The following is a 23,652-nucleotide window of genomic DNA, read 5'->3' as shown; positions in this document are numbered from 1 at the left end:
CGAAAATCAACCCCCGCGGCGGCAGAGCTGCCCTTGCAGCGGCCCGCGATCTGCAGGAGCATGGCGGTATGACGAAGAAATTGCTTCTTAAGGACGTGGCCCGGCTGGCCGGGGTCAGCGAAATGACAGCCTCCCGCGCGCTGCGCGGGGCCCCGGACGTCTCTGCCAAGACCAAGGCAAAGATCGAGGAAATCGCCCGTAGCCATGGCTATGTGCCGAACCGGATTGCCGGCTCCCTGTCCTCGCAATCGGTCAACCTGGTGGCGGTGGTGGTGCCCTCGCTCAACAGCTTTGTCTTTCCGGAGGTTCTGTCGGGGATTTCCGCGGTGCTGAAGGACAGCCCGCTGAAACCGGTGGTCGGGATCTCCGGCTATGACCTGGAGGAGGAGGAAAGCGTTATCCGGGAAATGCTCAGCTGGCGGCCCTCCGGGCTGATCGTTGCGGGGCTGGAACACACCGAAGCCACCCGGCGGATGCTGCAGCAGGCGGACTGCCCGGTGGTCGAGGTGATGGATGTGGACGGTGATCCGGTGCGCCACTGCGTCGGCATTTCGCATTTGCAGGCAGGGCGCGATATGGCGGCGCAGATCCTGGCCCGCGGCTACCGCAAGATCGGTTTTATCGGCACCAAGATGCCGCAGGACTTCCGCGCCCGGAAACGCTTTGACGGCTTCACCGACGGGCTGGCCGCGCAAGGGGTAACGCTGAGCGATATTGAGCATTACTCCGGCGAAAGCGCGATCCAGACCGGGCGCCAGCTGACGGCGCAGATGCTGGGGCGCAACCCGGACCTTGATTGCATCTACTTTTCCAGCGACGTGATGAGCGTTGGCGGGCTGATGCACTGCCTGGCCGCCGGGCTGACGGTGCCGGGCGATATTGCGCTTGCCGGTTTCAACAACCTGCAGATCCTGCAGGGGCTGCCGCAGCAACTGGCCACAACGGACGCCTGCCGCCGGGAGATCGGGGAGCGCGCGGCGCGCGTCATCCTGCAATCGCGTGAGGCCGGCGGCACGGAGGGGCTGGTTTTTGACCGCCTGTGCCCGGCTATCAGCCTGGGCGAGACGCTCTGACCATCTCCGGCCAACTGAAACAGGCGGCAGTTTCTGCGGAAAGGGCTGCTCACCGGCGTTTGCGGCGCTTTTTGATGGCTTTGCGGCACGCCTTGGGGCAGCCTGTAATCAGCCCGTTCAGTCAACCCAACCCGAGAAGGAGCCCCGATGCCCCAGTACAACGACATGTTCGAACTGTCCGTCGCGGATATGGAGCTGATCGAAACCGCCCTGCAGACCACCCGGGACACGTTGTCAGAGGCGCTTCCCGCGGCGGGCAGCAGCGAGGAGGAAACCCTGCGCCGCATTCATGAGCTATTGGGCCGGCTGCACAATCAGAAGATCTTCTACTACCCGAAGGACAAGGTCTACGTCAGCGGCTGACGCCGTGCAGGTAAGAATAAGCGCTCCCCGCCGGGCGGAGAGCGCTGAAGCCAGGTAAAGGGCTTTTGCTTACATTGCCGCTCTGAAAAGCTGGGCAAGGTTGTCCTCGGTCAGCTTGATGGGGTTGCCGCCGCAAGAGGGGTCGATGATGGCGCCTTTGACCAGCTCGGGGATCGCAGCCTCGGTGACGCCAAGATCCGACAGGCCGCGCGGGATGCCAAGCGAGTCGTTCAGTTCCTGCACAAACTTGCGGAAACCGTCGAAGCCGCCGTCAATGCCCAGATAAGCTGCCGCCATGTTGAAGCGGCCGGCAATTTCGGACGCGTTGAACTCCAGTACCGCAGGCATGCAGACCGCGTTGGTGGTGCCGTGGTGAGTGTTGAAATGCGCGCCAATCGGATGGCTCATCGCGTGGATTGCCCCCAGGCCCTTCTGGAATGCTGTGGCGCCCATCGCCGCGGCCGACATCATCTGCGCGCGGGCTTCGATATCGGTGCCGTCCGCATATGCGCGCGGCAGGTAGTCCTTGACCAGCCGCATACCCTCCAGCGCGATGCCCTGGGACATCGGGTGGTAATGGGGGCTGCTGAAGGCCTCGACACAATGGGCAAAGGCATCGAGCCCGGTGCCCGCAGTGATGAACTTGGGCATCCCCACGGTGAGTTCAGGGTCGCAAATCACCACGGCGGGCAGCACCTTCGGGTGGAAGATGATTTTTTTCTGGTGGGTGACTGAGTCGGTGATCACCGAGGCGCGGCCCACTTCAGATCCGGTGCCTGCAGTGGTCGGCACCGCAATGATCGGAGCGATGGCATCCGCATCGGCGCGGGTCCACCAGTCGCCAATGTCTTCAAAGTCCCAGACGGGCCGGGTCTGCCCGGCCATAAAGGCGACCATCTTGCCCAGGTCCAGGCCGGAGCCGCCGCCGAATGCGATCACCCCGTCATGGCCGCCCGCCTTATAGGCGGCGACGCCTGCGTCCAGGTTCTTTTCATTCGGGTTCGGATCGACGTCCGAGAACATGCCGCGCCCCAGGCCTGCGGACTCCATGATGTCGAGCGTGCTTTGAGTGACCGGCAGATCGGCCAGCCCCTTGTCGGTGACCAGCAGCGGTTTCTTGATACCGGCTGCCGCACAGGCATCGGCCAGTTCCTTGATCCGGCCTGCGCCGAATTTGATTGCGGTCGGGTAGGACCAGTTTCCAACGAGAGACATGTCGTGTTCCTTTAATGCAAGTGGCCCGCCCCGGGGAGGAGACGCCGGGGCGGGCGGGGCCGCCCTCAGCCGGTCACCTTCTTCAGGTGATAAGACTTCGGACGGGTCAGATTGTGGTAGCCGATGACCGAGAGACCGCCGCCGCGCCCGGTGTCCTTGCAGCCGGTCCAGCACAGGCCCGGATCCAGATAGTCGGCGCGGTTCATGAAGACGGTGCCGGTCTCGATTTGATCGCCCACGGCTTGCGCCCGCTCCACGTCCGCAGTCCAGAGCGAGGCGGTCAGGCCGAAGTCGCTGTCATTCATCAGCCGGATGGCTTCCTCGTCGGAAGACACCTTCATGATACCCACGACAGGCCCGAAGCTTTCCTCGCGCATCACCCGCATGTCATGGGTGACATTGGTCAGGATTTGCGGCGTGAGATACGCGCCGCGGTCGTCTTCGGCAAAGGTCTCGATATGTGCCACGGCACCGGCCTCGACCGCCTCGGAAATCTGGCCGCGCACCTCCTCTGCAAAGCGGACATTGGCCATAGGGCCGATGGTGGTTTCCGGATCCAGCGGATTGCCCAGCTTGTAGCCTTTGACGATGGCAATGGCCTTCTCCACGAAGGCATCATACAGGCTCTCATGCACATAAATCCGCTCGATGCCGCAGCAGCACTGGCCGGAGTTGAACATGGCGCCGTCGATCAGCGTGTCCACCGCTGCATCCAGATCGGCGTCCTCCATCACATAGCCGGGGTCCTTGCCGCCCAGCTCGGTGCCGACCCCGGTGAATGTTCCTGCAGCCGCCCGCTCCATCGCCTGGCCGCCACCGACCGAGCCGGTGAAGTTCACGAAGTCGAAGGCGCGGTTCGCGATCAGTTCAGACGTGGTGCCGTGGTCCAGGAACACGTTCTGGAACACATCCGCCGGCACGCCCGCGGAGTGGAAGGCCTTGGCCATCCGCTCCCCGACCAGCAGGGTCTGGGTTGCGTGCTTCAGCACCACGGTGTTGCCGGCAATCAGCGCCGGAGCCACAGTGTTGATCGCGGTCATATAGGGGTAGTTCCAGGGCGCCACGACGAAGACCACCCCATGGGGCAAGCGCTTGATGTAGCGCTTGAAGGTGGCGTCCTCGCCGACCTCGATGTCTGCAAGCGACTCTTCCGCGATCTTTGCCATGTGGCTGGCGCGCTCGTTGAAGCCGCCGAACTCGCCGCCATAGCGTACCGGACGGCCCATCATCTGCGCCAGCTCCGGCACGATCTCGTCATTCATTGCACCAACAGCGGCCACACCCGCCATCACCAGATCAATGCGCTCCTGCAGCGGCCGTGCGGCCCAAGCGGCCTGCGCCGCCCGGGCGCGTTCCGCTGCTGCAAAGGCGTCTTCGCGCGATAGCACTTCGCGCTCCGCAAAAACCGATCCGTCAATCGGCGAGATACACTTCAGGGTCTGGCCCATCGCCATTCACTCCATTCAGGAAAGGGCAAAGCCCTCTTCATCTTTCCAAAAATACTCCGGGGGGCCGGGGGCTGGCCCCCGGCGATTACCGGATCACGCCCGCTCGAACCCGCGCGCAATCTCGTAATCGGTAACCACCCGGTCGAAATCCTCGATCTCCACTTCCGCCGCGCGGACGTAGTGGTCCACCACATCGCTGCCAAGGGCGTTGCGCAGCATCTCCGAGCCTTTCAGCGCCGCGGCTGCGTCGCGCAGCGTGGCCGGGATCATGCCGGTGTCGCCCTGGTAGACATCCCCCTTGGTGGGGGCCTGCAGCTCCAGGCCTTCCTCGATGCCGGCAATACCCGCCGCCAGCATGCCCGCCATCGCCAGATAGGGGTTCATGTCGGAGCCGGGGATGCGGCACTCCACCCGGATTGCCTTGGTCCCGTCACCGCACAGCCGGTAGCCCGCAGTGCGGTTGTCCACCGACCAGATAATCCGCGTGGGCGCAAAGGTGCCCTTCATGAAGCGCTTGTAGCTGTTGATATAGGGCGCCATGAAGGCGGTGTAGTCGGGCGCGTATTTCAGCAATCCGGCCATGTAGTTCTTCATCAGGACGGACATGCCCAGCGCATCGCTCTCGTCATAAAACGCGGGCTTGCCGTCCTGCCACAGCGACTGGTGCACATGGCTGGAGGAGCCGACCTTGTCGTGGCTCCACTTCGGCAGGAAAGTCACCGCGTGGCCCTGTTGCTCGGCAATTTCCTTCACCGCGTGTTTGGCGATGGTGTGGTATTCCGCCGTGTCCATCGCCGCGGCGTATTTGATGTTCAGTTCTTCCTGGCCGGTCTCCGCCTCACCCTTGGAGTTCTCGATCGGCAGGCCCGCATCCCACAGGTGGTTGCGGATCGGGCGCATCACATGCTCCTCGCGGGTGGTCTGCAGGATGCTGTAATCCTCGTTGTAGCCGGAGATCGGCGACAGATCGCGGAAGCCCGATTTGCGGATCTCGTCAAAGCTCTGCTCGAACATGAAGAATTCCAGCTCGGTGGCGCACATGGCGTCATAGCCCATTGCCTTGAGCCGGTTCACCTGTTTCTTCAGGATCGCGCGCGGGGAGTGGGAAACCTCCTCATGGGTATGATGATCAAGCACATCGCAAAGCACCATCACCGTGCCGTCCAGCCAGGGCACCGGGCGCAGCGTGGACAGGTCCGGTTTCATTACGTAGTCGCCATAGCCGCTCTCCCAGGAGGTCGAGGCATAGCCGTCCGGCGTCGCCATCGCCAGGTCAGTGGCCAGCAGGTAGTTGCAGCAATGGGTTTCCTCCCAGGCGCCGTTCACGAAATGCTTGGCGTGGAAGCGTTTGCCCATCAGGCGGCCCTGCATGTCCACAAGGCAGACCAGAACGGTGTCAACGGTGCCATCGGCAACCTGGTCTTTAAGAGTGTCGAAGGAGAACATGAGCGGCCCTTTGTCTGTTGCGCGCAAAACTTCTTCTCAAAAGTTTTGGCAAATTCCTTGAGTAGGAATTTGGCCCGCTGCGGCGCAGGCCAAATTCTGTGTTTCAGCCGGTGCCTCAGCCGTAGCGGTAGGGGCGGCCGGCTTTCTGCATGTCAGCGTTATACTTCTTGAAGATCTCGACAACCTTCGCCTTGGTCTCGGACTCGGCTGCGATCTCATCCCAGAACTTCACGGCCGCGTCTTCGACCTGCTGCCATTCGTTGTCCGGAATGGTGGTCAGCTTCATCTTGTCGCCATTCACGCGCAACGACGCTTCGCCGCCCCAGTACCACCACTGGCGGTAATAGTGCGATTGGTCGCAGCAGACGCGGAACAGGGTCTGCAGGTCCTCGGGCAGCTCTTCCCAGCGGCCCATGTTGGCAAAGAACGAGCCCGCCCAGGCGCCGGAGATGTTGTTGGTCAGGAAGTAGTCGGTCACATCGGCCCAGCCGACGGTGTAGTCTTCGGTGATGCCCGACCAGGCAATACCGTCCAGCTCGCCGGTCTGCACGGCGACCTCGATGTCTTCCCACGGCAGGGTGACGGGCACCACGCCGAACTGGCTCAGGAAACGGCCCGCAGTCGGGAAGGTGAAGACGCGCTTGCCCTTCAGGTCCGCCAGCGAGTTGATCGGGTCCTTGGTGGCGAAATGGCAGGGGTCCCAGGCGCCGGCCGAGATATGCTTGACGCCGACCTTGGAGTATTCCGCGTCCCAGATCTCGTTCAGGCCATACTGGTTGAACAGCACTGGCACATCCAGCGAGTAGCGCGAGGCAAAGGGGAAGTAGCCGCCGAACACGGTCACCTCGGTGGGCGAGGCCATGGAGTCATCATCCGACTGCACCGCGTCGATGGTGCCGCGCTGCATGGCGCGGAACAGCTCGCCGGTGGGGACCAGCTGGTCGGCATAGTAAAGCTCGATCTGCATCCGGTCGCCGGCGATTTTGTTGAACATGTCGATGGCGGGTTTCACCACATGCTCGGCCAGCGCCGCGCCGGCATAGGTTTGCATCCGCCACTTGATGGTGGATTGGGCCAGCGCCGGGGTGGCCAGCGGTGCCGCCATGGCGCCGACACCGGCGCTTTGCAAAAACTTGCGTCTAGTTGTCATGTCTTCCTCTCCTCTGTTGAACTTAAATCAATGCCCGTGCCCGCAGGGCGCCAGGTTTCTGAACCCTTCGCGGAGCCGTTGCGGTGCATTCTCACGAAGGATGTCGCCATGCGCGAGCACGACGGTTTCGGGTTTCCACTCCAGCATCCGGGCCAGCGCTTTGCGCAGCTTGTCCCGGTTGCCCGCGAAGGAAAACCAGATGTCGATGGGCATCTTCCCGTTCGGGGCCAGGATGCCCGCGGCCCAGGCCAGCGGCCGCACCCAGAGCGGCAGCGTCTTGCTGGGCATGTTCTCGATCAGGTCGGTCAGTACCAGCACCTTGGAACGCTTATGGAAGAAGACCACCTCGGTATGCGCCCTGCTGCCATGCACAATCAGCTGGTCCAGCTCCGCCGCCCAGTCCTGCGGCGCGCTGTCCTGCAGGTAGCGGTCGAACTGAACCTGCACACCCTGGCTTTTGGCCCGCTCGCGCACCTTGGGCGAGGCCCAGGCGATGGCCTCCGGACAGGCCGCGGCCCACTCCGCGATATAGGCGTAGTGAATCCAGTTAGGTGACACCAGGTGGCGGATACGCCCCAGCGCCTGCAGCTCCGCCGCCAGCTGTTTGCTGTACTGGATCGGCGAGTGCAGGAACAGATCGCCGTTCGCCAGGCGGATGACGGTCATCCGGGTCTGGAAGGGGATCTTGTAGAACTGGATGGCTGGGCCATCCACGATCCAGATATCCGGCCCCAGCGCCTGCAGCATGGTATTATTTTCCATAGACATACTCCGGCAGCCACAGGGCGATTTGCGGGAACATCATGATCAGGGCCAGCGCCAGCACCATCACCGCGGCAAAGGGGATGATCGAGACATAGATATCCTTCAGCCCGATCTCCGGCGGTGCCATCGCGCGCATCAGGAACAGGTTGTAGCCGAAGGGCGGGGTCATATAGGCGATCTGGGTGGTGATGGTGTACAGCACCCCGTACCAGATCAGGTCAAAGCCAAGCGCCCCCACCAGCGGCACATAAAGCGGCGCCACGATCACCAGCATTGCGGTGTCGTCCAGGAAGGTGCCCATGATGATGAAGCTCAGCTGCATCAGGATCAGGATCATCCAAGGGGAAAGGCCCAGTTTGGTGGTGAACAGATCCTCAATCGCCTTGACCGCACCCAGCCCGTCGAAGATCGCGCCAAAGGCCAGGGCCGCCAAGATGATCCACATAAACATGCAGGAGATGCCAAGGGTGGAGCGCACTGAGGTTTCGAACACGTCCTTGTTCATCCGCCCCTTCAGCACCGCGGCGAGGAAGGCGGTCATGGCACCGATGGCCGAGCTTTCCACAAGAGAGGTCCAGCCGTTCACGAAGGGCACCATCATCGCGGCAAAGATGGCCAGCGGCAGCACACCGGAGAACAGAAGGCGGTATTTCTCCTTCATGAACACGTCTTTGTAGAACAGCGCGTTCTTGCGGGTCAGGAAGGACAGCGCGCCCAAGGCCAGTGCCACGCCAAGCGCAGGCTTGGCTTCCATTGCGCCGGTCAGGATCAAGAGCGGCACCAGCACCAGCGCGCCCAGAACGATGTAGTTCAGGCGCAGCGGGTGGTCTGTCACCTGCTCGTATTCCGCCAGATCCTCGTCATGCATGGCGGGACCAAGGTGCGGCTGCATCCGGGCGCGGACATAGATGTAGATGATGAACATGGTGGCCATCAGCAGGCCAGGTATCACGCCTGCCAGCCACAGCTGCCCCACCGGCTGGCGCGCGATCATTGCATAAAGCACCAGCACCACCGAAGGGGGCACCAGGATGCCCAGCGAAGAGCCTGCCTGAATGGTGCCGGTCACCAGGATCTTGTCATAGCCGCGGCGCAGCAGTTCCGGCAGCGCAATGGTCGCGCCAATGGCCATGCCCGCCACCGACAGGCCGTTCATGGCAGAGATCAGCACCATCAGCCCGATGGTGCCGATGGCCAGCCCGCCCTTCACCGGCCCCATCCACACGTGGAACATCCGGTAGAGGTCGTCGGCGATTTTCGATTCCGACAGCACGTAACCCATGAAGATGAACATCGGCAGCGTCAGCAGCGGATACCATTTCATCAGCTTCATCGCGGCAGAGAACGGGATCTCCACCCCGCCGGTGCCCCACAGGAGCATCCCCGCAACCGCGCCGACAAAGCCGATGGCGCCAAACACCCGCTGGCCGGTCATCAGCATCACCATCATGCCGGCAAACATGACGATCGCAATCCATTCGTAGGACATCAGATTTCAACTCCGCGCAGGCGTCCGATATCCCGGAACAGTTCGGCAAGGCATTGCAGCAGCATCAGAAAGACGCCGAAGCACAGGATGGTTTTGACGGGCCACAGGAACGGCCGCCAGGCGGTGGAGCTGCGCTCCAGATAGCCAATCTTCTCGCCGGCGGCGGCGGGGCCCTCGCTCAGCAGCGTCTTCAGCAGGTCCCAAAAGAACTCCAGCGGCTCCAGCCCGAAATAGCCCAGGGAATAGGCGGTGGAGCTCAGCGCGCCGTACATCAGAATGACCAGGTAGGTGATTAGAAACAGCACCGTGAAGGCATCGACCATCGCCTTGGTCTTCGTGGACCAGGCCCCGTAGAAAAGGTCCATCCGCACGTTCGATCCCAGCTGGATCGAATAGGGGCCGCCCAGCACGTAATAGGCGACCATTACAAACTGCGCGGTCTCCAGCGTCCAGTGCGACGGGTTGAAAAAGGTCTTGGAAACAGACGACCACAGCAGCACCCCGATCAGGGCAAAGATCAGATACATGGCAAAGCGGCCGATGAAGCGGTTCATCGCGTCGATGCCGCGGACATAGGCCCGGATTATTCTAGGCATCAGGCCCTCCCTCAGCCGTCAGCGCGGCCAGGGCAGGGCGCAGCAATTTCAGCATTTCTTCTGCCATGGCCTCTTCTTGATCCGGCGTCGCCACCAGGTCGTTGCGGATTTCGATCATCACATTGGCCAGCCCGTGCGCCAGCCCGTGCAACTTAAGCGAATGGGTGACGCCGTCTGCCGGTCCATAGGGCTCATTGCGTTCCACCAGGCGGTGCGGCAGGGCAGGGGCCGCTGCCAGCATCGCGTCCGCCAAGCGGCTGTCATCATCGTGCAGGATGCCGATTTCGACGTCCCGCGGCTTGCCGAAATAGACCGGAGTGAAACTGTGCATGGTGACCAGGACTGTTTCTAGGCCAGCAGCCTTGCGTGCCTCGATCACTTCCGTGACGGTCTTGCAGAACGGCACATAGACCGTGTCCACGCGTTCCTGGCGCTCCGCGTCACTCAGCCCGAAATTGCCCGGCACCGCGACCAGTTCGGATTTCTCCGGCATGGCGCTGGCAGCCTCGGGCGGGCGGTTGCAGTCGTAAACCAGCCGCGACACCGTGCTCGCCACCAGTGGCGCATCCAGCACTTTGGCCATATACAGGGCCACCGCCCGCGCACCCGGATCCCAGGCCGCATGGCTCAGCCGGTCCTCGCCGCGCAGCCCCAGCCCGTTATAGCGGGCAGGAATATTGCTGGAGGCATGCTCGCACAGCAGCAGCACCGGGCTGGCGCCCTCGCGGTTCACCACCTCCACTGCTTCCCCCAAAGCGTGAGAATCGCTCTCTCGCATATGCCGCCTCCCTGCGATTTGGAAAAATGTTTCCATGAAGAGATATTTGTGTCAATATCTTTTCATGACCGGTTTCGGACAGAGATTCCTGAAACTTTCTTTTCAGGCCGGATCCGGGTAGGAAAGTGTCTGTTCAAACGCAGGGAAGCGCCGTTGTCCAAACCGCCAGCCACCGTTCGCGAGCTGATCCGCGAGAATTATTCCTCGCTCACCCAATCCGAGCGCAAGTTCGCGAATTTGCTGCTGGAGAACTATCCTGCGGCGGGTTTGGCGTCGATAACCATCGTGGCCGCCAATGCCGAGGTGTCCACGCCGACGGTGGCCCGGATGGTGCAGAAATTGGGCTTCAAGGGCTATCCGCAGTTCCATCAGGCGCTGCTGAAAGAGCTGGAGGCCAAGGTCTCCGGCCCCACCAAACGGCGCGACAACTGGGCGTCCGAGGCACCCGAGGGGCACCTGCTGAACAGATTTTCTCAGGCCGTCACCGACAACCTGCAGCAGACCTTTTCCAACATCGACTCAGCCCAGTTCGACGCCGCCGTGCATCAGCTTGCCAACACCGAGGGGCGGCTTTACGTGGTCGGCGGCCGCATCACCCGGGCGCTGGCGGATTACGCCTTTACCCACTTTCAGGCGATCCGGCAGCGGGTCACCCATATGACGTCCTCCTCCGCCACCTGGCCGCATTACGTTCTGGACATGGTGGAGGGCGACACGCTCCTGATGTTCGATGTGCGCCGCTATGAAACCAACCTGCAGCGGCTGGCGGAACTGGCCTCTGAGCGCGGGGTGAAGATCGTCCTGATCACCGACCAATGGGCGAGCCCCATTGCCTCGGTCGCCGAACACACCTTCAACTGCTGGGTCGAAATTCCCTCCGCCTGGGACTCCAACATCGCCACCATGATGCTGCTGGAGGCGATGATCGCCGCCACCCAGGAGGAAAGCTGGGACAAGACCAAGGACCGCTACGACCGCCTGGATGAGCTGTTCGATATGACCCGGCTGTTTCGCAAGTTTTCCTGATCCGGCCCGGCCTGAACCGGTCTGCCCATAGACTTTGACGGCGGCTTGCGCCTTACTGGGCGCCGGGCCGGTTCGTTTCAGGCAGGAGTGTTCACATGCGAATTTCAGGAATTTTCACCGCCGCCATGGTTGCAGCGCTTGTTGCGGCCCCCGCCGCGGCCAACCCGCTCAGCCGTATTCTGGCCAAGTCCGGGCTGACGCCGCAGGACACCAACCTCATGCGCCGGGCTGAGCAGGCGCTGCTGGCTGAGGGCGGCAGCGGCCAGAGGGCGCGGTGGAACAACCCGGACAGCGGCGCGCAAGGAGTGGTTCGCGTGGCCGGCAAGGAGGGCGACTGCCTTTTGCTGCAGCATCAGGCCTTTCTCAAGGACAGCGAGGACGCCAAACAGGTGCGCCGCAAGTTCTGCCCCTCCGGCGGGGACTGGCTGCTGTCCCAGTGACCGGCCTCAGCCGCGTCCTTGCTGCCCAGCCCGGGCGGCGCTAAGCAGGGCCGAGAATTTATCTGACTTTTCAAGAGCGAGGCACCAATGTCCGAGATTACCCGCAGCCACACCGGCCAGCGCATGAGCCAGATCGTCACCCACGGCGATACCATCTACCTGGCCGGCCAGGTCGGCACCGCCGGTGCAAGTGTTGAACAGCAGACCAAGGACTGCCTCGCAAAAATCGACGCGCTGCTGGCCGAGGCGGGCAGCGGTAAGACCCGCATCCTGCAAACAGTGATCTGGCTTGCCGACATGAAAGACTTTGCCGAGATGAACGCGGTCTGGGACGCTTGGGTGCCCGAAGGCCACGCCCCGGCACGCGCCTGCGGCGAGGCCAAGCTGGCGCGCGAGGATCTGCTGGTCGAATTCATCGTCACCGCTGCCAAGGCCTGAGCCCTGCAAGGGGGCAAAGCGGGGCGGGCCATTGGCCCGCCTTTTCGTTTCCAGGGTCTTTGATGGGCAGGATCAGAACGTGACCGTCATGTCCGGCCCAAAGCCCGATTCACGTGCAACAGCGCGTGATTCAGTCCAGCGCCATCGCAGCCTTGCGGATTGCCGCCTCGGTCTGCTGCAGGTCCTCTTCCGTCAGCGCCAGGCTCGGGTAGGTTTTGCCCGGCGATTTGAAGATGCCTTCCTCGCGCAGCACCGCATTATAACGTCTGGTGCGGTCCGCATCGCCCGCCTGGGTGTCCCGGTAGTCCCGCACCTTGGCGCCGGTGAACACGACTTCGAACAGCGCCGGCTCGCCGACGATCTGGAACGGCACTCCGGCTTCTTCCAGTGCTGCACTGGTCGCCTGCATCAGCCGCTTGCCGGTGCTGTTGAGCTGGTCATAAGCGCCCTCGCGGCGCAGCACCTCCATTGTTTTGAGGCCCGCGACGGCGGCCACCGGGTTGCCTGACAGCGTGCCCAGCTGCATCAGCCAGCCCTCAGCCCCGACCTGTGCCTTGTCGAAATGCCGCATGACGTCGGCGCGCCCCGCGATGGCCGCCAGAGGGAAGCCGCCGCCGATAACCTTGCCCAGGGTCGCCAGGTCCGGGGTCACGCCATACAGCTCCTGCGCGCCGCCATAGGAAAAACGGAAGCCCGTCACCACCTCGTCAAAGATCAGCAGGCTGCCATGTTTCTGCGTCTGTTCACGCAACAGCTCAAGGAAGCCCGGCAGCGGCGGCACGATGCGCTGCAGCGGCTCGGCAATGATGGCTGCGATTTCATTCCCATGCTCTGCCATCAGCTGCTTGATGTACTCAAAGTCGTTGAACGGCGCGACCAGCACCTCGGCCGCCACCGACGGCGGAATGCCTGCGCTGTCCGGCACCGCCTGCGGGAAGTTAACCCGCTTGGCGGGCGCCAGGCTCATCTGCGCCTCTGCCGACATGCCGTGATAGCCGCCCTCGAACTTCACGATCTTGGTGCGGCCGGTGAACGCCCGCGCCAGCCGGATCGCATACATGTCCGCTTCGCCCCCGGTAGAGACATATCGCAGCTGTTCGCCGCAGGGCACAGCGCGGCAGATCTCCTCGGCCAGCTCAATCCCGCGGGCGTTGCTGGCAAAGAAGGTCATGCCCTTGGGCAGCTGCTCCAGCACCGCCTCCATCACCTCCGGATGGCCGTGGCCCAGCATCATCGGGCCGGAGCCGATCAGGTAATCAATATACTCCTTGCCGTCTTCGTCCCACACGCGCGAGCCCTTGCCCGCGCGGATGACGATACCGGGGTCAAAGTTGCCAAAGCCGCCCGCAGGCAGCACCGCGCGGGCGCGGTCAATCCATTCAGCTTGGGTGAGGATTTTTTCCATGTCACTTGTCCTGTTGCGGGAGGGTTGCCCATTGTAGGGAGTATTTTGACCAGAAAGGCAAAAATCACCCGATCACAGATGCGGGAGCCCCCAGGGCCTCCCGGTCAGGCCGGACGCCAAGCCCCGGGCCTTCGGGCGGCGCGATGCGGCCGTCTTTCCTGTCCGGTCCACCCTGTGCCAGCCGCGGGCTGACGTAATGGGCGAGATCGCAAACATTGAGCACGCGCAGCGGGTCGGTTGATGCGCTCAGATGCAGCAGCGCCGCGGTGGTGATGTCAGAGCCCCAAGTGTCTTCGATGCACATCCTGGCCCCCAGATGCAGGCACAAATCGCGCGCCCGGCGTGAGGCCGACAAGCCGCCGAATTTCGACAGTTTGATGGCCACCGCGTCCATCGCGCCCGCCGCATGGCCCGCCAGCAGCGATGCCGTGTCATGCGCGTTCTCATCCAGTTTCATCGGCAGCCCGCAGGCCGCCCGCACCCGGGCGCACTCCGCGATGGTGGCGCAGGGCTGTTCCAGCATGATGTCCAGATCCGCCACGGCCCGGCCCACGCGCGAGGCATCCAGCGAAGTCGCACCGCAGTTCCAGTCGCCATAGACCAGCGGACCGTCCCCGACCGCCCCCCGCACCATCCGCAGCCGCGCAACATCGGCCTGCCAGTCGCGGTCCGCACCCAGTTTTACCTGGAACTGGGTGATGCCAGTCTCCTGCGCGTCACGGGCAATGCGCGCCATCTCCTCCGGCGCGACGCAGGTGATCGAGTGGTAGAGCGGCATATCCGCCTGCCTCTGGCCGCCCAACAATGCATGCAGCGGCAGGTTCGCCGCCTGTGCGGTGAGGTCCCACAAGGCGATGTCGATGGCGGACTTGGCATAAGCGTGCCCTTGCAGCCAGTGGTCGAGCTTGGCCATCACCGCCTCCGGCCCCACTGGATCGGCCCCCAGCAGCATGGGCGCCATCTCCTCGACCGCAGGCGCCACGCCGCGGGCATAGGCGGGCAGATAATGCGGGATCGGGCAGACCTCGCCCCAGCCGGTGAGCCCGGCATCGGTGTCCAGCGCCAGCACAACGCTTTCAACCGTGCTGCAGGTCTTGCCCTCGGCCATGTGATAGGCGGTGTGGCTGGTCAGCGGCACGTGCCACAGGGAAATCCGGGTGATCTTCATGGTTCAGCACTCATCCGGGGAAGGCCGGTCAGCCCTGCGCCGCGCCAAAGCACAAGGGCCAGAACCGGGCTGCCGGCGGTGGTCATGGCATGGGGCTGGTTCGATGTATGCAGGCGGGTGTCCCCGGCGCGCAGGGTTTGCGGCGGCATGCCCTCGGCCTCAAACAGAGCCTCGCCGGCGATAATGTAATAAAGCTCCTCAGCTTCGTGCTGATGCCAGGGGTAATATAGGTTCTCTCCCCAGTACGCGACGTAGGCGCGGACCTCGTTCGATTGGAAATGGCCGGATGGGCCGACCAGCTCAAAGTAGCCGTAGCGCGACAGGAATTCGGCGCCAACTTCCTCCTCTGTATACGTCTGCTGCCAGTCGGCGTAGTCGGTAATACCGCGGACTGCATCACGCAGGCTGAGCGTGACGCCGGTATGGCCGTCAGCCCAGGACTTCAGGAGATCTGCAGCGGGTATCTTGCGGGGGGCCGGCTTTTCCGCGGGCAGCGCCATCGGCCAGCCGGCAAATTGTATCAGCGGCGGGGTGGCGGCGATCAGCAGAGTCAGCTGATGGTAGGCGCGGGCGAAGGCGAGGGATTGTTCAGCAGGGGTCATGGCAAGAAAACCTCAGAGAGCGTCACGGGACGACGGTGATGTCGCCGGTGTGCATCTTGGCAATGAAAGCGGCTTGCGCTTCCTCCAGTTGCTCCAGCGGGCAAACCGCCGCCAGCGCCGGCCTGATCTCCCCGTTCTCGATGCAGGAGACCGCATTGGTGAAGGTGCGATGCGGCGTCACGGTGGAGCCGGTGAACGTCAGGTCGCGCAGATAGAGCATGCGCAGGTCCAGCTCCGCCATCGGCCCGGCAATCTCGCCGGAGCAGGTATAGCGTCCGCCGCGTTTCAGCACGGCGATCAGCTTGGGCCATTGGGGGCCCGCCCACCGCATCCGCCACCACGGTCACCGACTCATCGCCAAGTGCGTCTCGCAGATTCTCCGGTGCGCGCGGCAGGATCAGGTCGGGACCAAGCTCCGCCACCCCGCGCATGACGGCCTTGGTGTGTTCGGCAATGCCGCCATCGCATTCGAAGCCGAAATAACCGGCCTTGTCCTTGTTTACAGGGCCGTCCCAGTCGCGGACCCAGCCGCCCGCCATGACACGCTTGCCGATAAGCGCAGGATCGGCGCCTTTGCCAGCAGCCACAACTTCGCCCACGGCATCGGCACCCTGGATCCGCGGAAAGGTCAGCGGGCGGCCGCCCCCGGCCGGGTCTTCCGCGCCCGCTTCATTAAAGGCGCTGCCGGTTGCGGCGTGCTCGACGGTCTTTGAAAAACCCCCGGAGCGGGTGCTCACACCGGTGTTGTTCAACCCACAGGCGCCAGCCTTGATCAGCACCTCCATCGGATCGGGTTGCGGCACCGGCCCGTCCTCGTGCTCTTCGTATTTGTCCAGATCGCCGTGGCCGGTCAGAACCATCGCCTTCATGGTTTCGGGGAGGGTCATATTACGCGTGTCCCTATTGGCTATGGGGAAGGGGGCGCTGCCCCCGCCTTCGGCTCCCCCGGAGTATTATTGGAAAGATGAAAGGGGAGCCGGCTTCTGCTTATTCCGCCGGGGCGAGGGCTGCGTCGGGGCGGGGCAGCAGGCTTTCGGGATCATAGGCGGGTGCACCTAGGATCCGGCCCTTGCGCGGCGTGCCTGCGACCACCACCTCAATTTCTGTGCCGGGCACATTGGCGTGCGGTTTCACATAGGCGAAGGCCAGGATCTTGCCGACGGTGTGGCCATAGGCGACCGACGCGGTGGAGCCCACGACCTTGCCCTCCAGCAGAACAGCCTCGCCGCCATGGCCGTCGGTGACGCCGTCCGGTTCGATCTCCAGATAGGCGCAGACCCAGGGCAGGGCGTCCGCGTTCAGCGTCTTGCCCTTGCCCAGATAGTCCTTGTCGGCGCTGGCAAAGCGCAGCACGTCCGCTTCGGCCAGGGTCACCTCGTTGGTCAGCTCGCCCGCGCCCTTGAAGCCCTTCTCCATCCGCATCGCGTTCATTGCGAAGGAGCCGTAGTCGGCAATGTCATGCGCTTCGCCTGCCGACCAAAGCGCATCGTAAACCGCCAGGGTGCTGCCCCGCGGGATGTGCAGTTCCCAGCCAAGCTCGCCCGCATAAGATATCCGCAAGGCCCAGAGAGTGTGGCCTGCGACCTCGATCTGCTGCGCCGTCAGCCATTTGAAGCCGACGTTTGTCAGATCCGCATCGGTGCAGGCGGCCAGAAGCTCACGGGCTTTCGGGCCATTGAGAGCAAGCGCGGCCCAATCGGTGGAGAGGGTCGTGATCTCCACCGCTTCACCCGCGAGGTTCTGGTTCAGGTGGTCCAGCAGCCGCTGTTCAAAGAAGGCGGCGCACACCAGGTAGTAGCTGCCCTCTGCAAGCTTCACCACGGTGGTTTCCAGCTCGATCCTTCCACGGCGGTTCAGCATGTGGGTGAGGGCAATGCCGCCAGCCTTCTGCGGCAGCCGGTTGGCGGTCAGCCGGTCCAAGAGCGCCGCAGCCCCGGGGCCCGAGACCTGGACCTTGGTGAAGGCAGAGATATCCATGATGCCCACGCCCTCGCGCACGGCCTTCACCTCAGCTCCGACCACGTCATGCACCACGTTGCGCTTGAAGGAATAGTGATCGCGCTTTTCAACCCCGTTCCTGGCAAACCAGCGCGGGCGCTCGTGGCCATAGACCTCCTCATAAACCGCGCCTTTTTCCTTGAGCCGGTCGTAGAGCGGCGACGGCTTTACGGGTCGGCCTTCCAGTCGGTTAAAATGCGGGAAAGGGATCTCGTGGCGCAGCTTATAGTCCTCATGCGCCTTGGTCACCTGCCAGTCCTTGGTGGCATAGGAGCCAAACCGGCGCGGGTCATACTCGCGCATGGAAATGTCGGCGGCGCCATGCACCATCCACCGCGCCAGCTCGCGGGTCAGACCCGGGCCCCAGCCGATGCCGATTTGGGTGCCGCAGCAGCACCAGTAGTTCTTGACGCCCGGCGCCGGACCAATCAGCGGGTTGCCGTCGGGCGGATGCGAGATCGCGCCGTGCACTTCGCGCTGGATGCCGAGGTCCGCAAAGATCGGCATACGGTTCAGGCTTTCCTCCAGCCAAGGCATCACCCGGTCATAGTCGGCGTCGAACAGCCAGTTCTCGTATTCCCAGGGGCAATGGTCATGCCAGACTGAGTTTGAGGCCTCCTTCTCGTAGATCCCGATCAGGCCGCGCTTCTGTTCCATGCGGATGTAGCCTGAGACCTTTTTGTCATCGCGGATGACTGGCAGTTCTTTGTCCAGCGCTTCGAACTCCGGCACCGGTTCGGTCACAAAATAGTGGTGGGTCATCGAGGTCATCGGCAATTGCAGCCCGGACCATTCGCCCATCTGGCGGGCATAGGTGCCGCCGGCATTCACCACATGCTCGCAGCGGATGGTGCCTTTCTCCGTCTCCACGATCCACTCGCCGTCCGGTCCTTGCGTGATGTTGGTGGCGCGGCAGCGGCGGATGATGCGCGCGCCCAACTGGCGGGCGCCTGCGGCCATCGCCATGGTGACGTTGGTGGGATCCACGTGGCCGTCATCGGGGGTGTGAAGCGCGCCCAGAACGCCTTCGAGGTTATAGAAGGGGTGCTGTTCGGCGACCTTCTCAGGCCCAACCAGCTCAATGTTGAACCCCAGGCTGCGGCCAACCGACAGGGTGTGGCGCAGCCAGTCCATCTCATCCTCTGTGTAGGCCAGCCGGAACGAGCCGCAGCCATGCCAGGTCACCGCCTGGCCGGTCTCTTTTTCCAGCTTCCCGGAGTAGAGGCCGATGTTGTAATCCACGCATTTGCCGAGGCCAAAGGAGCTGGTGGAATGGGTGATCTGTCCCGCCGCGTGCCAAGTCGAACCGGAGGTCAGCTCCGCCTTTTCCAGCAGCACAACCTCGGACCCCCAGCCCTCATGCGCCAGGTGATAGGCCAGGCCCACCCCCATCACGCCGCCGCCCACGATGACCACACGGGCCTGTGCCGGGAATTCTTTTTCAGCCATTTCGCCGTTCCTGATTGCAATGCGCTTTTCTGCTCGACAGGCTAATTCCACATTTGTACCATCGTCAATCATGAATGACACAAATGTATCAACAGCCGTATTGGAGCGCCTCACCGAGGAGTGGGATGCGCTGACCCCCGAGGCCCAGAAGGCGGCCCGTTATGTGCTGGAAAACCCTGCCGATGTCGGGGTTTCCACCGTGCGCGAGATTGCCGAGGCGGCGAATGTGAAGCCCAATACTTTTGTCCGCATGGCGCGGCAGGTGGGGTTCGAGGGCTACGAGGATTTCCGCGCCCCCTTCCGCGAGGCGATTCGCAAGGGCGGGGTGTCTTTCCCCGACCGGGCCCGCTGGCTGCAGGACATCGGCAAGTCCGGTGAACTGGGTGGGCTTTATGCGGATATGGCCGCCGCCGCCATCCGCAACGTCGAAGAGACGTTTGCGGGTATCAACGCCGCAACGCTGGAGGCTGCAGCCCATGCGATCTGGGACTCCCGCCAGGTCTTCACACTCGGCGTTGGCGTCAATAACGCCAACGCCCGCAACTTCACCTATCTTGCTTCCACCGGCATGAAGCAGTTCCACGCGATCCCGCGGCCCGGCTCCACAGCGGTGGATGACCTCGCCTGGGCGGACGGCCAGGACGTGCTGATTGCCATGACCTGCAAGCCCTACCGGGCCGAAGTGATCGAGGCGGTCCGGATTGCGCGCGAACAGGGGGTTGCCGTTGTCGGTATCTCCGACAGTCCCGCCAGCCCCGTGATCCTGAATGCGGACCACGGATTTGTCGTCGCGGCCGACACGCCGCAATTCTTCCCGTCATCCGTCTCGACCATTGCCCTGCTGGAAACGCTGCTCTCCTTTGTGATTGCAGTCTCCAGCGAGGAGATCGTCGAGCGGGTGGAGAAATTTCACAAGCGCAGGCACCAGTTGGGCCTTTATGCGGAGGACCCTGAATGAACGCCCCTCTGACCCATTCGCTGGAGGCACGGTATTATACCGATCCGGCCATCTTCGAGGCGGAGCGCAAGGGCCTGCTGGCCCGCACCTGGCAGTTTGCCGGCCACGCCAGCCAGCTGGAAAACCCCGGCGACTACTTCGCCTTTGAGATGGCGGGTGAAAGCCTGTTCAGCATCAAGGGGCGGGATGGCGAGATCCGCACCTTCTATAACGTCTGCCAGCACCGCGCTCACCAGCTGGTCTCGGGCGAGGGCACCACGCGGGTTGTGGTCTGCCCCTACCACGCCTGGACCTACGAGTTGACCGGCCAGCTGCGCGCCGGGCCGAACTTGAAATCGGTGCAGGGCTTCGACAAGTCCAGGGTCTGCCTGACCGAGGTCCGCACCGAGGTCTTCCTGGGCTTTATCTTCGTGAACCTCGACCCCGAGGCCAAGCCGATGGACGACTGGTTCCCGGGTGTGCGTGGCGAGGTGGAGAGCTTTGTCCCCAACTGGAGTGACCTGAAGCCGCTGGAATGGGTGGAGATCCCGGAAAACTGCAACTGGAAGGTCTCGGTCGAAAACTACTCCGAATGCTACCACTGCAGCCTCAACCATCCGACCTTCGCCACCGGTGTGATCAAGCCGGAAACCTACGACATCCAGCCCCAGGGTTTCTGCCTGCGCCACACCACCGAGTGCAATGCGCTGGACCAGATGACCTATGACATCAACTCAGGCTTTGAGAACAACGAGAGATACTCCAGCTGGTTCCTGTGGCCGATGTTCTCCTTCCAGGTCTATCCCGGCAACCTGCTAAACACCTATCACTGGCGGGCGGTGGATGCCGGCCGTGTGGTGGTCTGGCGCGGCTGGTATTCGATCCGCGGCGAGGACAATGAAACCGTGCGCCGGATGGCAGTGCAGGACCGGGCCACCACGGTGGAGGAAGACATTCATTTGGTGGAATCCGTGCAGCGCGGCCTGAGCAGCCGTGGCTATGTTCCCGGGCCCTTGGTGGTCGACCCCTCTTGCGGAGTGAACTCGGAACATTCCATCCTGCATCTTCAGAAGTGGATGCGCGAAGCGGCTGACCGCGACCTCGCAGCAGCAGGGACCTGACAAACTATGACACAGCTTGATGCCGAATGGCTGAACTACATCGCCGGCGAATGGGTGCCCGGCGGGGCAGGGTGGATTGATGTCACCAACCCGGCGAATGGCGAGCTTCTGGCCCGCCACGCGCTGGCCGATGCCGCAGACGTGGACCGCGCCGTGCAGGCCGCCCGCCGCCTGCATCTGTCCGGCGATCTTTCGGCCCTGCGCCCGATTGCGCGCGGCCGCATGGTGCAGGCCATGGGCCGATACCTGCTCGACCATATTGACGAAATTGCCCGCGTCCTGACCCTGGAGCAGGGCAAGCCGCTTTGGGAGTCGCGGATCGAGGTCGAGGGCGCCGCGCTCTATTTCGAATACTACGGCAACCAGGCCAGCACGGTAGAGGGCCGCTCGATCCCGCTGGGCGGCGGCTATTTCGACTGGACCGAGAATGAGCCGATGGGCGTCTCCGCTCAAATCATCCCCTGGAATTACCCGGTGGAGATGACCGCGCGCTCGCTGTCGGCGGCGCTGGCTACCGGCAACGCCTGCGTGATCAAGACGCCTGAACTGACCCCGCTCACCAACATCTGGCTTGCCCGCGCGGCAGAGGCTGCCGGTTTCCCCGCCGGTGCGGTCAACGTGCTCTGCGGCTATGGCCACGAGGCCGGCGCGGCGCTGGCGGGCCATCCCCAGGTCAACCAGATTGTCTTCACGGGCTCGGTGCCCACCGGCATCCGCATCGCCACCGCCGCGGCGCAGAACGTGGTGCCTTGCGTGCTGGAACTCGGTGGCAAATCCGCCGCCATCGTGCATGAGGACGCCGACCTGGAAGCGTTCGAGAACGACATCCGCTGGGGCATCTATTTCAACGCGGGCCAGGTCTGCAGCGCCATGAGCCGGGTGATCGTGCACGAAAGCCGCCATGACGAGCTGGTCGAGCGCGCGGTGAACGTGGCGCAAAGCCTCAGCGTGGGGGCTGGCATCGACCGTCCGGAGTTCGGCGCCAATATGGGCGCCATGGTCTCCATGCCCCAGCGCGACCGCGCCCTCGGCATCGTCCAGCAGGCCCAGGCCGACGGCGCCACCATCGCCGCAGGCGGCGCGCCTGCTGGGAATTCGGGTGCCTTCCTGGCCCCGACCGTTGTGTCCGGCATCACCGCGAACGACAGCATCGCCAGCGAGGAGATCTTCGGCCCGGTCCTCTCGGTCCTCAAGTTCCGCTCCGATACCGAGGCCATCGAGATCGCCAACAGCACCGAATACGGGCTGGTCGGCGGTGTCTTCACCCGCGATTTGGACCGCGCCACGCGCTGCGCCCGCCAGATCCGTGCAGGCCAGGTCTTCGTGAACGAATGGTACGCGGGCGGCGTCGAGACCCCGTTCGGCGGTTACGGCAAATCCGGCTACGGCCGCGAAAAGGGCCGCGAGGCGCTGTGGAACTATGTTCAGACCAAGAACATCGCCATGAGGCTGGGGGGCTGAGGCAATGGCGGCGCGCTATCAGCTGTTCTACTGGCCGATCCCGTTCCGGGGCCATTTCATCCGCTACGTGCTGGCCTATGCCGGGCAGCAGTGGGAAGAGCCCGGGTTTGACGCAGTGGCAGAGCTGAAAGACCGGGATGCGGCGGACCAGCCGCAGCCCTTCATGGCGCCGCCCCTGCTGATCGACACCCTGACCGGCACGCAGCTCAGCCAGATGCCCGCGATCCTCATGTCTCTGGGCCGCGGGCGCGGGCTGCTGACGGAGCCCGACCAGACCTTGCGCCTGATCTGCGATGCCTCGGACATCCTGTTCGAGATCACCCGCTTTCACGGCGCACTGATGTGGGATGCTGCAAGCTGGGCAGAATTCCACAGCAGCCGCCTGCCGCGCTGGATGCGGATCCACGAGCGGATCGCGATCAAGGCCGGTGTCACTGCTGAGCGGGGGTTTATGCGGGGCAGGGACCATCCGGGCCTTGCCGACTTGGTGCTGGGCGCGCTCTGGCACACGATGATTGACCGGCTGCCGCCGCTGCGCCCGTTGCTGCATGCAAATGCGCCGGTGCTGGAAGGTCTGGCGGACCGCATCGCCGCCGAGCCGCCCATCGCCGCCCTGATCACAGACTGGGCCGGCCGCCAACCGGTTTACTGCGCAGGCCGGATCGAAGCCTCGCTGCTGAACATGCTGAATATGGAGACCGATACATGACCACTTTTGACGAGGACCTGTTCCTCAAGGGGCTGGAACAGCGCAAATCCACCCTCGGCGCGGAATATGTCGAAAACAACCTGGCCGCCGCCGATGATTTCACCCGCCCGTTCCAGGAGGCGATGACCGCCTGGTGCTGGGGCTTCGGCTGGGGCGACGGCGTGATTGACGCCAAGACCCGCTCGATGATGAACCTCGCGATGATCGGCGCGCTGGGCAAGATGCATGAATGGGAACTCCACTGCCGCGGCGCCATCAACAACGGCGTCACAAAGGAAGAGATCCGCGCCATTATCCATGTCGTCGGCATCTACTGCGGCGTCCCCCAGGCGCTGGAATGCTTCCGGGCCGCGCGCAAGGTGTTTGAGGAGCAGGGCTGAAAAGTCTGTTCGGCACATAAAAGGGGCGTCCTTTTGGCCGTCCCTTTTCCTTGGTGCTCTGCCCTCTTTGTCCTTTGGTCCGGATTCCCCGGGGTATTTGGGGCCGAGGGGAGGGGTGGGTCTGTTTTTTTCGGTGCGATTCCTGGGCTGGTTCTGTGGATAAGGGGTGCGAGTCTGTGGGTAAGTGGTTCGGGC

Annotated in this window: 23 protein-coding genes and 1 pseudogene; 10 read left to right on the top strand and 14 right to left on the bottom strand. The window is 63.4% G+C overall.

Translation table 11 applies throughout. From position 1 onward, the window contains the following. The first annotated feature begins 68 nt into the window (after positions 1–68). Complete coding sequence (locus ACTRWG_RS18080; protein WP_259971904.1) at positions 69–1,073, top strand: LacI family DNA-binding transcriptional regulator; 1,005 nt, start codon at positions 69–71, stop codon at positions 1,071–1,073. Between the two features lie 147 nt (positions 1,074–1,220). Then, positions 1,221–1,436 carry a hypothetical protein gene (locus ACTRWG_RS18075; protein WP_027235042.1) on the top strand — a complete coding sequence of 72 codons (216 nt, stop codon included), beginning with the start codon at positions 1,221–1,223 and terminating at the stop codon, positions 1,434–1,436. A 69-nt stretch (positions 1,437–1,505) separates the two neighbouring features. Here ACTRWG_RS18075 and ACTRWG_RS18070 read toward each other — a convergent pair whose 3' ends face one another. The 8 genes from ACTRWG_RS18070 to ACTRWG_RS18035 form a co-directional block, all read right to left on the bottom strand. Beyond that, on the bottom strand, positions 1,506–2,651 hold the full coding sequence (locus tag ACTRWG_RS18070; protein WP_462829743.1) for an iron-containing alcohol dehydrogenase: 1,146 nt from the start codon (positions 2,649–2,651) through the stop codon (positions 1,506–1,508). Positions 2,652–2,716: 65 nt separating this feature from the next. Then, positions 2,717–4,099: an aldehyde dehydrogenase family protein gene (locus tag ACTRWG_RS18065; RefSeq protein ID WP_462829748.1), complete on the bottom strand. Its 1,383-nt coding sequence runs from the start codon at positions 4,097–4,099 to the stop codon at positions 2,717–2,719. Between the two features lie 93 nt (positions 4,100–4,192). Further along, a complete protein-coding gene (locus tag ACTRWG_RS18060) occupies positions 4,193–5,545 on the bottom strand; it encodes a glutamine synthetase family protein (RefSeq protein WP_462829742.1) in 1,353 nt (450 codons plus the stop codon). Between the two features lie 115 nt (positions 5,546–5,660). Further along, the gene (locus ACTRWG_RS18055; protein WP_027235038.1) at positions 5,661–6,695 is read right to left on the bottom strand and encodes a TRAP transporter substrate-binding protein; all 1,035 of its coding nucleotides are present in this window, start codon (positions 6,693–6,695) and stop codon (positions 5,661–5,663) included. 27 nt (positions 6,696–6,722) lie between these two features. Continuing rightward, a complete protein-coding gene (locus tag ACTRWG_RS18050; protein ID WP_462829741.1) occupies positions 6,723–7,457 on the bottom strand; it encodes a DUF4336 domain-containing protein in 735 nt (244 codons plus the stop codon). After that, positions 7,447–8,949, bottom strand: a complete 1,503-nt coding sequence (locus ACTRWG_RS18045) for a TRAP transporter large permease (RefSeq protein ID WP_462829740.1) — start codon at positions 8,947–8,949, stop codon at positions 7,447–7,449. Before ACTRWG_RS18045 ends, ACTRWG_RS18050 begins: the two co-directional genes overlap by 11 nt. Then, complete coding sequence (locus ACTRWG_RS18040; protein ID WP_027235035.1) at positions 8,949–9,545, bottom strand: TRAP transporter small permease subunit; 597 nt, start codon at positions 9,543–9,545, stop codon at positions 8,949–8,951. The genes ACTRWG_RS18045 and ACTRWG_RS18040 overlap by 1 nt, the downstream gene beginning before the upstream one ends. After that, positions 9,538–10,323: an N-formylglutamate amidohydrolase gene (locus ACTRWG_RS18035; RefSeq protein ID WP_027235034.1), complete on the bottom strand. Its 786-nt coding sequence runs from the start codon at positions 10,321–10,323 to the stop codon at positions 9,538–9,540. The genes ACTRWG_RS18040 and ACTRWG_RS18035 overlap by 8 nt, the downstream gene beginning before the upstream one ends. A gap of 153 nt (positions 10,324–10,476) precedes the next feature. Here ACTRWG_RS18035 and ACTRWG_RS18030 point away from each other — a divergent pair, with 153 nt between their 5' ends. The 3 genes from ACTRWG_RS18030 (at position 10,477) to ACTRWG_RS18020 (ending at position 12,227) form a co-directional block, all read left to right on the top strand. Next, the gene (locus ACTRWG_RS18030) at positions 10,477–11,349 is read left to right on the top strand and encodes a MurR/RpiR family transcriptional regulator (RefSeq protein ID WP_027235033.1); all 873 of its coding nucleotides are present in this window, start codon (positions 10,477–10,479) and stop codon (positions 11,347–11,349) included. A gap of 95 nt (positions 11,350–11,444) precedes the next feature. Next, positions 11,445–11,789, top strand: a complete 345-nt coding sequence (locus tag ACTRWG_RS18025) for a hypothetical protein (protein ID WP_027235032.1) — start codon at positions 11,445–11,447, stop codon at positions 11,787–11,789. 87 nt (positions 11,790–11,876) lie between these two features. Then, positions 11,877–12,227 (top strand): RidA family protein, encoded by a 351-nt coding sequence (locus ACTRWG_RS18020; RefSeq protein WP_027235031.1) that lies wholly within the window; start codon positions 11,877–11,879, stop codon positions 12,225–12,227. Between the two features lie 130 nt (positions 12,228–12,357). On the opposite strand, the gene ACTRWG_RS18015 is transcribed toward ACTRWG_RS18020, so the two are convergent. From ACTRWG_RS18015 to ACTRWG_RS17990, 6 genes and pseudogenes are all read right to left on the bottom strand, one after another. Next, on the bottom strand, positions 12,358–13,632 hold the full coding sequence (locus ACTRWG_RS18015) for an aspartate aminotransferase family protein (protein WP_462829739.1): 1,275 nt from the start codon (positions 13,630–13,632) through the stop codon (positions 12,358–12,360). A gap of 64 nt (positions 13,633–13,696) precedes the next feature. Continuing rightward, entirely contained in the window at positions 13,697–14,800 is a 1,104-nt protein-coding gene (locus ACTRWG_RS18010; protein ID WP_462829738.1) for a mandelate racemase/muconate lactonizing enzyme family protein, read from the bottom strand. Beyond that, positions 14,797–15,402, bottom strand: coding sequence for a dimethylsulfonioproprionate lyase family protein (locus tag ACTRWG_RS18005; RefSeq protein ID WP_462829737.1), 606 nt, complete (start codon positions 15,400–15,402; stop codon positions 14,797–14,799). Before ACTRWG_RS18005 ends, ACTRWG_RS18010 begins: the two co-directional genes overlap by 4 nt. A 22-nt stretch (positions 15,403–15,424) precedes the next feature. Then, complete coding sequence (locus tag ACTRWG_RS18000; RefSeq protein WP_462829736.1) at positions 15,425–15,733, bottom strand: zinc-binding dehydrogenase; 309 nt, start codon at positions 15,731–15,733, stop codon at positions 15,425–15,427. A 157-nt stretch (positions 15,734–15,890) separates the two neighbouring features. Continuing rightward, positions 15,891–16,187: pseudogene (locus ACTRWG_RS17995) on the bottom strand (alcohol dehydrogenase catalytic domain-containing protein); the annotation flags it as partial. Between the two features lie 202 nt (positions 16,188–16,389). Next, positions 16,390–18,849: an FAD-dependent oxidoreductase gene (locus tag ACTRWG_RS17990; RefSeq protein WP_462829735.1), complete on the bottom strand. Its 2,460-nt coding sequence runs from the start codon at positions 18,847–18,849 to the stop codon at positions 16,390–16,392. Positions 18,850–18,919: 70 nt separating this feature from the next. On the opposite strand from ACTRWG_RS17990, the gene ACTRWG_RS17985 reads away from it, so the two are divergent. From ACTRWG_RS17985 to ACTRWG_RS17965, 5 genes are read left to right on the top strand one after another with little or no spacing between them, the layout of a single operon-like run. After that, positions 18,920–19,807 carry a MurR/RpiR family transcriptional regulator gene (locus tag ACTRWG_RS17985; protein ID WP_027235024.1) on the top strand — a complete coding sequence of 296 codons (888 nt, stop codon included), beginning with the start codon at positions 18,920–18,922 and terminating at the stop codon, positions 19,805–19,807. Beyond that, positions 19,804–20,907, top strand: a complete 1,104-nt coding sequence (locus ACTRWG_RS17980; RefSeq protein WP_027235023.1) for an aromatic ring-hydroxylating oxygenase subunit alpha — start codon at positions 19,804–19,806, stop codon at positions 20,905–20,907. Before ACTRWG_RS17985 ends, ACTRWG_RS17980 begins: the two co-directional genes overlap by 4 nt. Before the next feature lie 6 nt (positions 20,908–20,913). Then, complete coding sequence (locus tag ACTRWG_RS17975) at positions 20,914–22,368, top strand: aldehyde dehydrogenase family protein (protein WP_027235022.1); 1,455 nt, start codon at positions 20,914–20,916, stop codon at positions 22,366–22,368. 4 nt (positions 22,369–22,372) lie between these two features. Next, a complete protein-coding gene (locus tag ACTRWG_RS17970; protein ID WP_036797188.1) occupies positions 22,373–23,077 on the top strand; it encodes a glutathione S-transferase in 705 nt (234 codons plus the stop codon). After that, complete coding sequence (locus ACTRWG_RS17965) at positions 23,074–23,457, top strand: carboxymuconolactone decarboxylase family protein (protein WP_027235021.1); 384 nt, start codon at positions 23,074–23,076, stop codon at positions 23,455–23,457. Before ACTRWG_RS17970 ends, ACTRWG_RS17965 begins: the two co-directional genes overlap by 4 nt. Positions 23,458–23,652 lie beyond the last annotated feature (195 nt).

The sequence above is a fragment of the Leisingera sp. G5_S3_59_S7 genome, assembly GCF_054968485.1.
This window is presented reverse-complemented; position numbering and strand designations above follow the sequence as displayed.

What these genes read in the sequence shown, in the direction of transcription:
- ACTRWG_RS18080 (WP_259971904.1), top strand. Translation starts at nt 69, where the DNA reads ATGACGAAGAAATTGCTTCTTAAGGACGTGGCCCGGCTGGCCGGGGTC.
- ACTRWG_RS18075 (WP_027235042.1), top strand. Translation starts at nt 1,221, where the DNA reads ATGCCCCAGTACAACGACATGTTCGAACTGTCCGTCGCGGATATGGAG.
- ACTRWG_RS18070 (WP_462829743.1), bottom strand. Translation starts at nt 2,651, where the DNA reads ATGTCTCTCGTTGGAAACTGGTCCTACCCGACCGCAATCAAATTCGGC.
- ACTRWG_RS18065 (WP_462829748.1), bottom strand. Translation starts at nt 4,099, where the DNA reads ATGGGCCAGACCCTGAAGTGTATCTCGCCGATTGACGGATCGGTTTTT.
- ACTRWG_RS18060 (WP_462829742.1), bottom strand. Translation starts at nt 5,545, where the DNA reads ATGTTCTCCTTCGACACTCTTAAAGACCAGGTTGCCGATGGCACCGTT.
- ACTRWG_RS18055 (WP_027235038.1), bottom strand. Translation starts at nt 6,695, where the DNA reads ATGACAACTAGACGCAAGTTTTTGCAAAGCGCCGGTGTCGGCGCCATG.
- ACTRWG_RS18050 (WP_462829741.1), bottom strand. Translation starts at nt 7,457, where the DNA reads ATGGAAAATAATACCATGCTGCAGGCGCTGGGGCCGGATATCTGGATC.
- ACTRWG_RS18045 (WP_462829740.1), bottom strand. Translation starts at nt 8,949, where the DNA reads ATGTCCTACGAATGGATTGCGATCGTCATGTTTGCCGGCATGATGGTG.
- ACTRWG_RS18040 (WP_027235035.1), bottom strand. Translation starts at nt 9,545, where the DNA reads ATGCCTAGAATAATCCGGGCCTATGTCCGCGGCATCGACGCGATGAAC.
- ACTRWG_RS18035 (WP_027235034.1), bottom strand. Translation starts at nt 10,323, where the DNA reads ATGCGAGAGAGCGATTCTCACGCTTTGGGGGAAGCAGTGGAGGTGGTG.
- ACTRWG_RS18025 (WP_027235032.1), top strand. Translation starts at nt 11,445, where the DNA reads ATGCGAATTTCAGGAATTTTCACCGCCGCCATGGTTGCAGCGCTTGTT.
- ACTRWG_RS18020 (WP_027235031.1), top strand. Translation starts at nt 11,877, where the DNA reads ATGTCCGAGATTACCCGCAGCCACACCGGCCAGCGCATGAGCCAGATC.
- ACTRWG_RS18015 (WP_462829739.1), bottom strand. Translation starts at nt 13,632, where the DNA reads ATGGAAAAAATCCTCACCCAAGCTGAATGGATTGACCGCGCCCGCGCG.
- ACTRWG_RS18010 (WP_462829738.1), bottom strand. Translation starts at nt 14,800, where the DNA reads ATGAAGATCACCCGGATTTCCCTGTGGCACGTGCCGCTGACCAGCCAC.
- ACTRWG_RS18005 (WP_462829737.1), bottom strand. Translation starts at nt 15,402, where the DNA reads ATGACCCCTGCTGAACAATCCCTCGCCTTCGCCCGCGCCTACCATCAG.
- ACTRWG_RS18000 (WP_462829736.1), bottom strand. Translation starts at nt 15,733, where the DNA reads ATGCGGTGGGCGGGCCCCCAATGGCCCAAGCTGATCGCCGTGCTGAAA.
- ACTRWG_RS17990 (WP_462829735.1), bottom strand. Translation starts at nt 18,849, where the DNA reads ATGGCTGAAAAAGAATTCCCGGCACAGGCCCGTGTGGTCATCGTGGGC.
- ACTRWG_RS17985 (WP_027235024.1), top strand. Translation starts at nt 18,920, where the DNA reads ATGAATGACACAAATGTATCAACAGCCGTATTGGAGCGCCTCACCGAG.
- ACTRWG_RS17980 (WP_027235023.1), top strand. Translation starts at nt 19,804, where the DNA reads ATGAACGCCCCTCTGACCCATTCGCTGGAGGCACGGTATTATACCGAT.
- ACTRWG_RS17975 (WP_027235022.1), top strand. Translation starts at nt 20,914, where the DNA reads ATGACACAGCTTGATGCCGAATGGCTGAACTACATCGCCGGCGAATGG.
- ACTRWG_RS17970 (WP_036797188.1), top strand. Translation starts at nt 22,373, where the DNA reads ATGGCGGCGCGCTATCAGCTGTTCTACTGGCCGATCCCGTTCCGGGGC.
- ACTRWG_RS17965 (WP_027235021.1), top strand. Translation starts at nt 23,074, where the DNA reads ATGACCACTTTTGACGAGGACCTGTTCCTCAAGGGGCTGGAACAGCGC.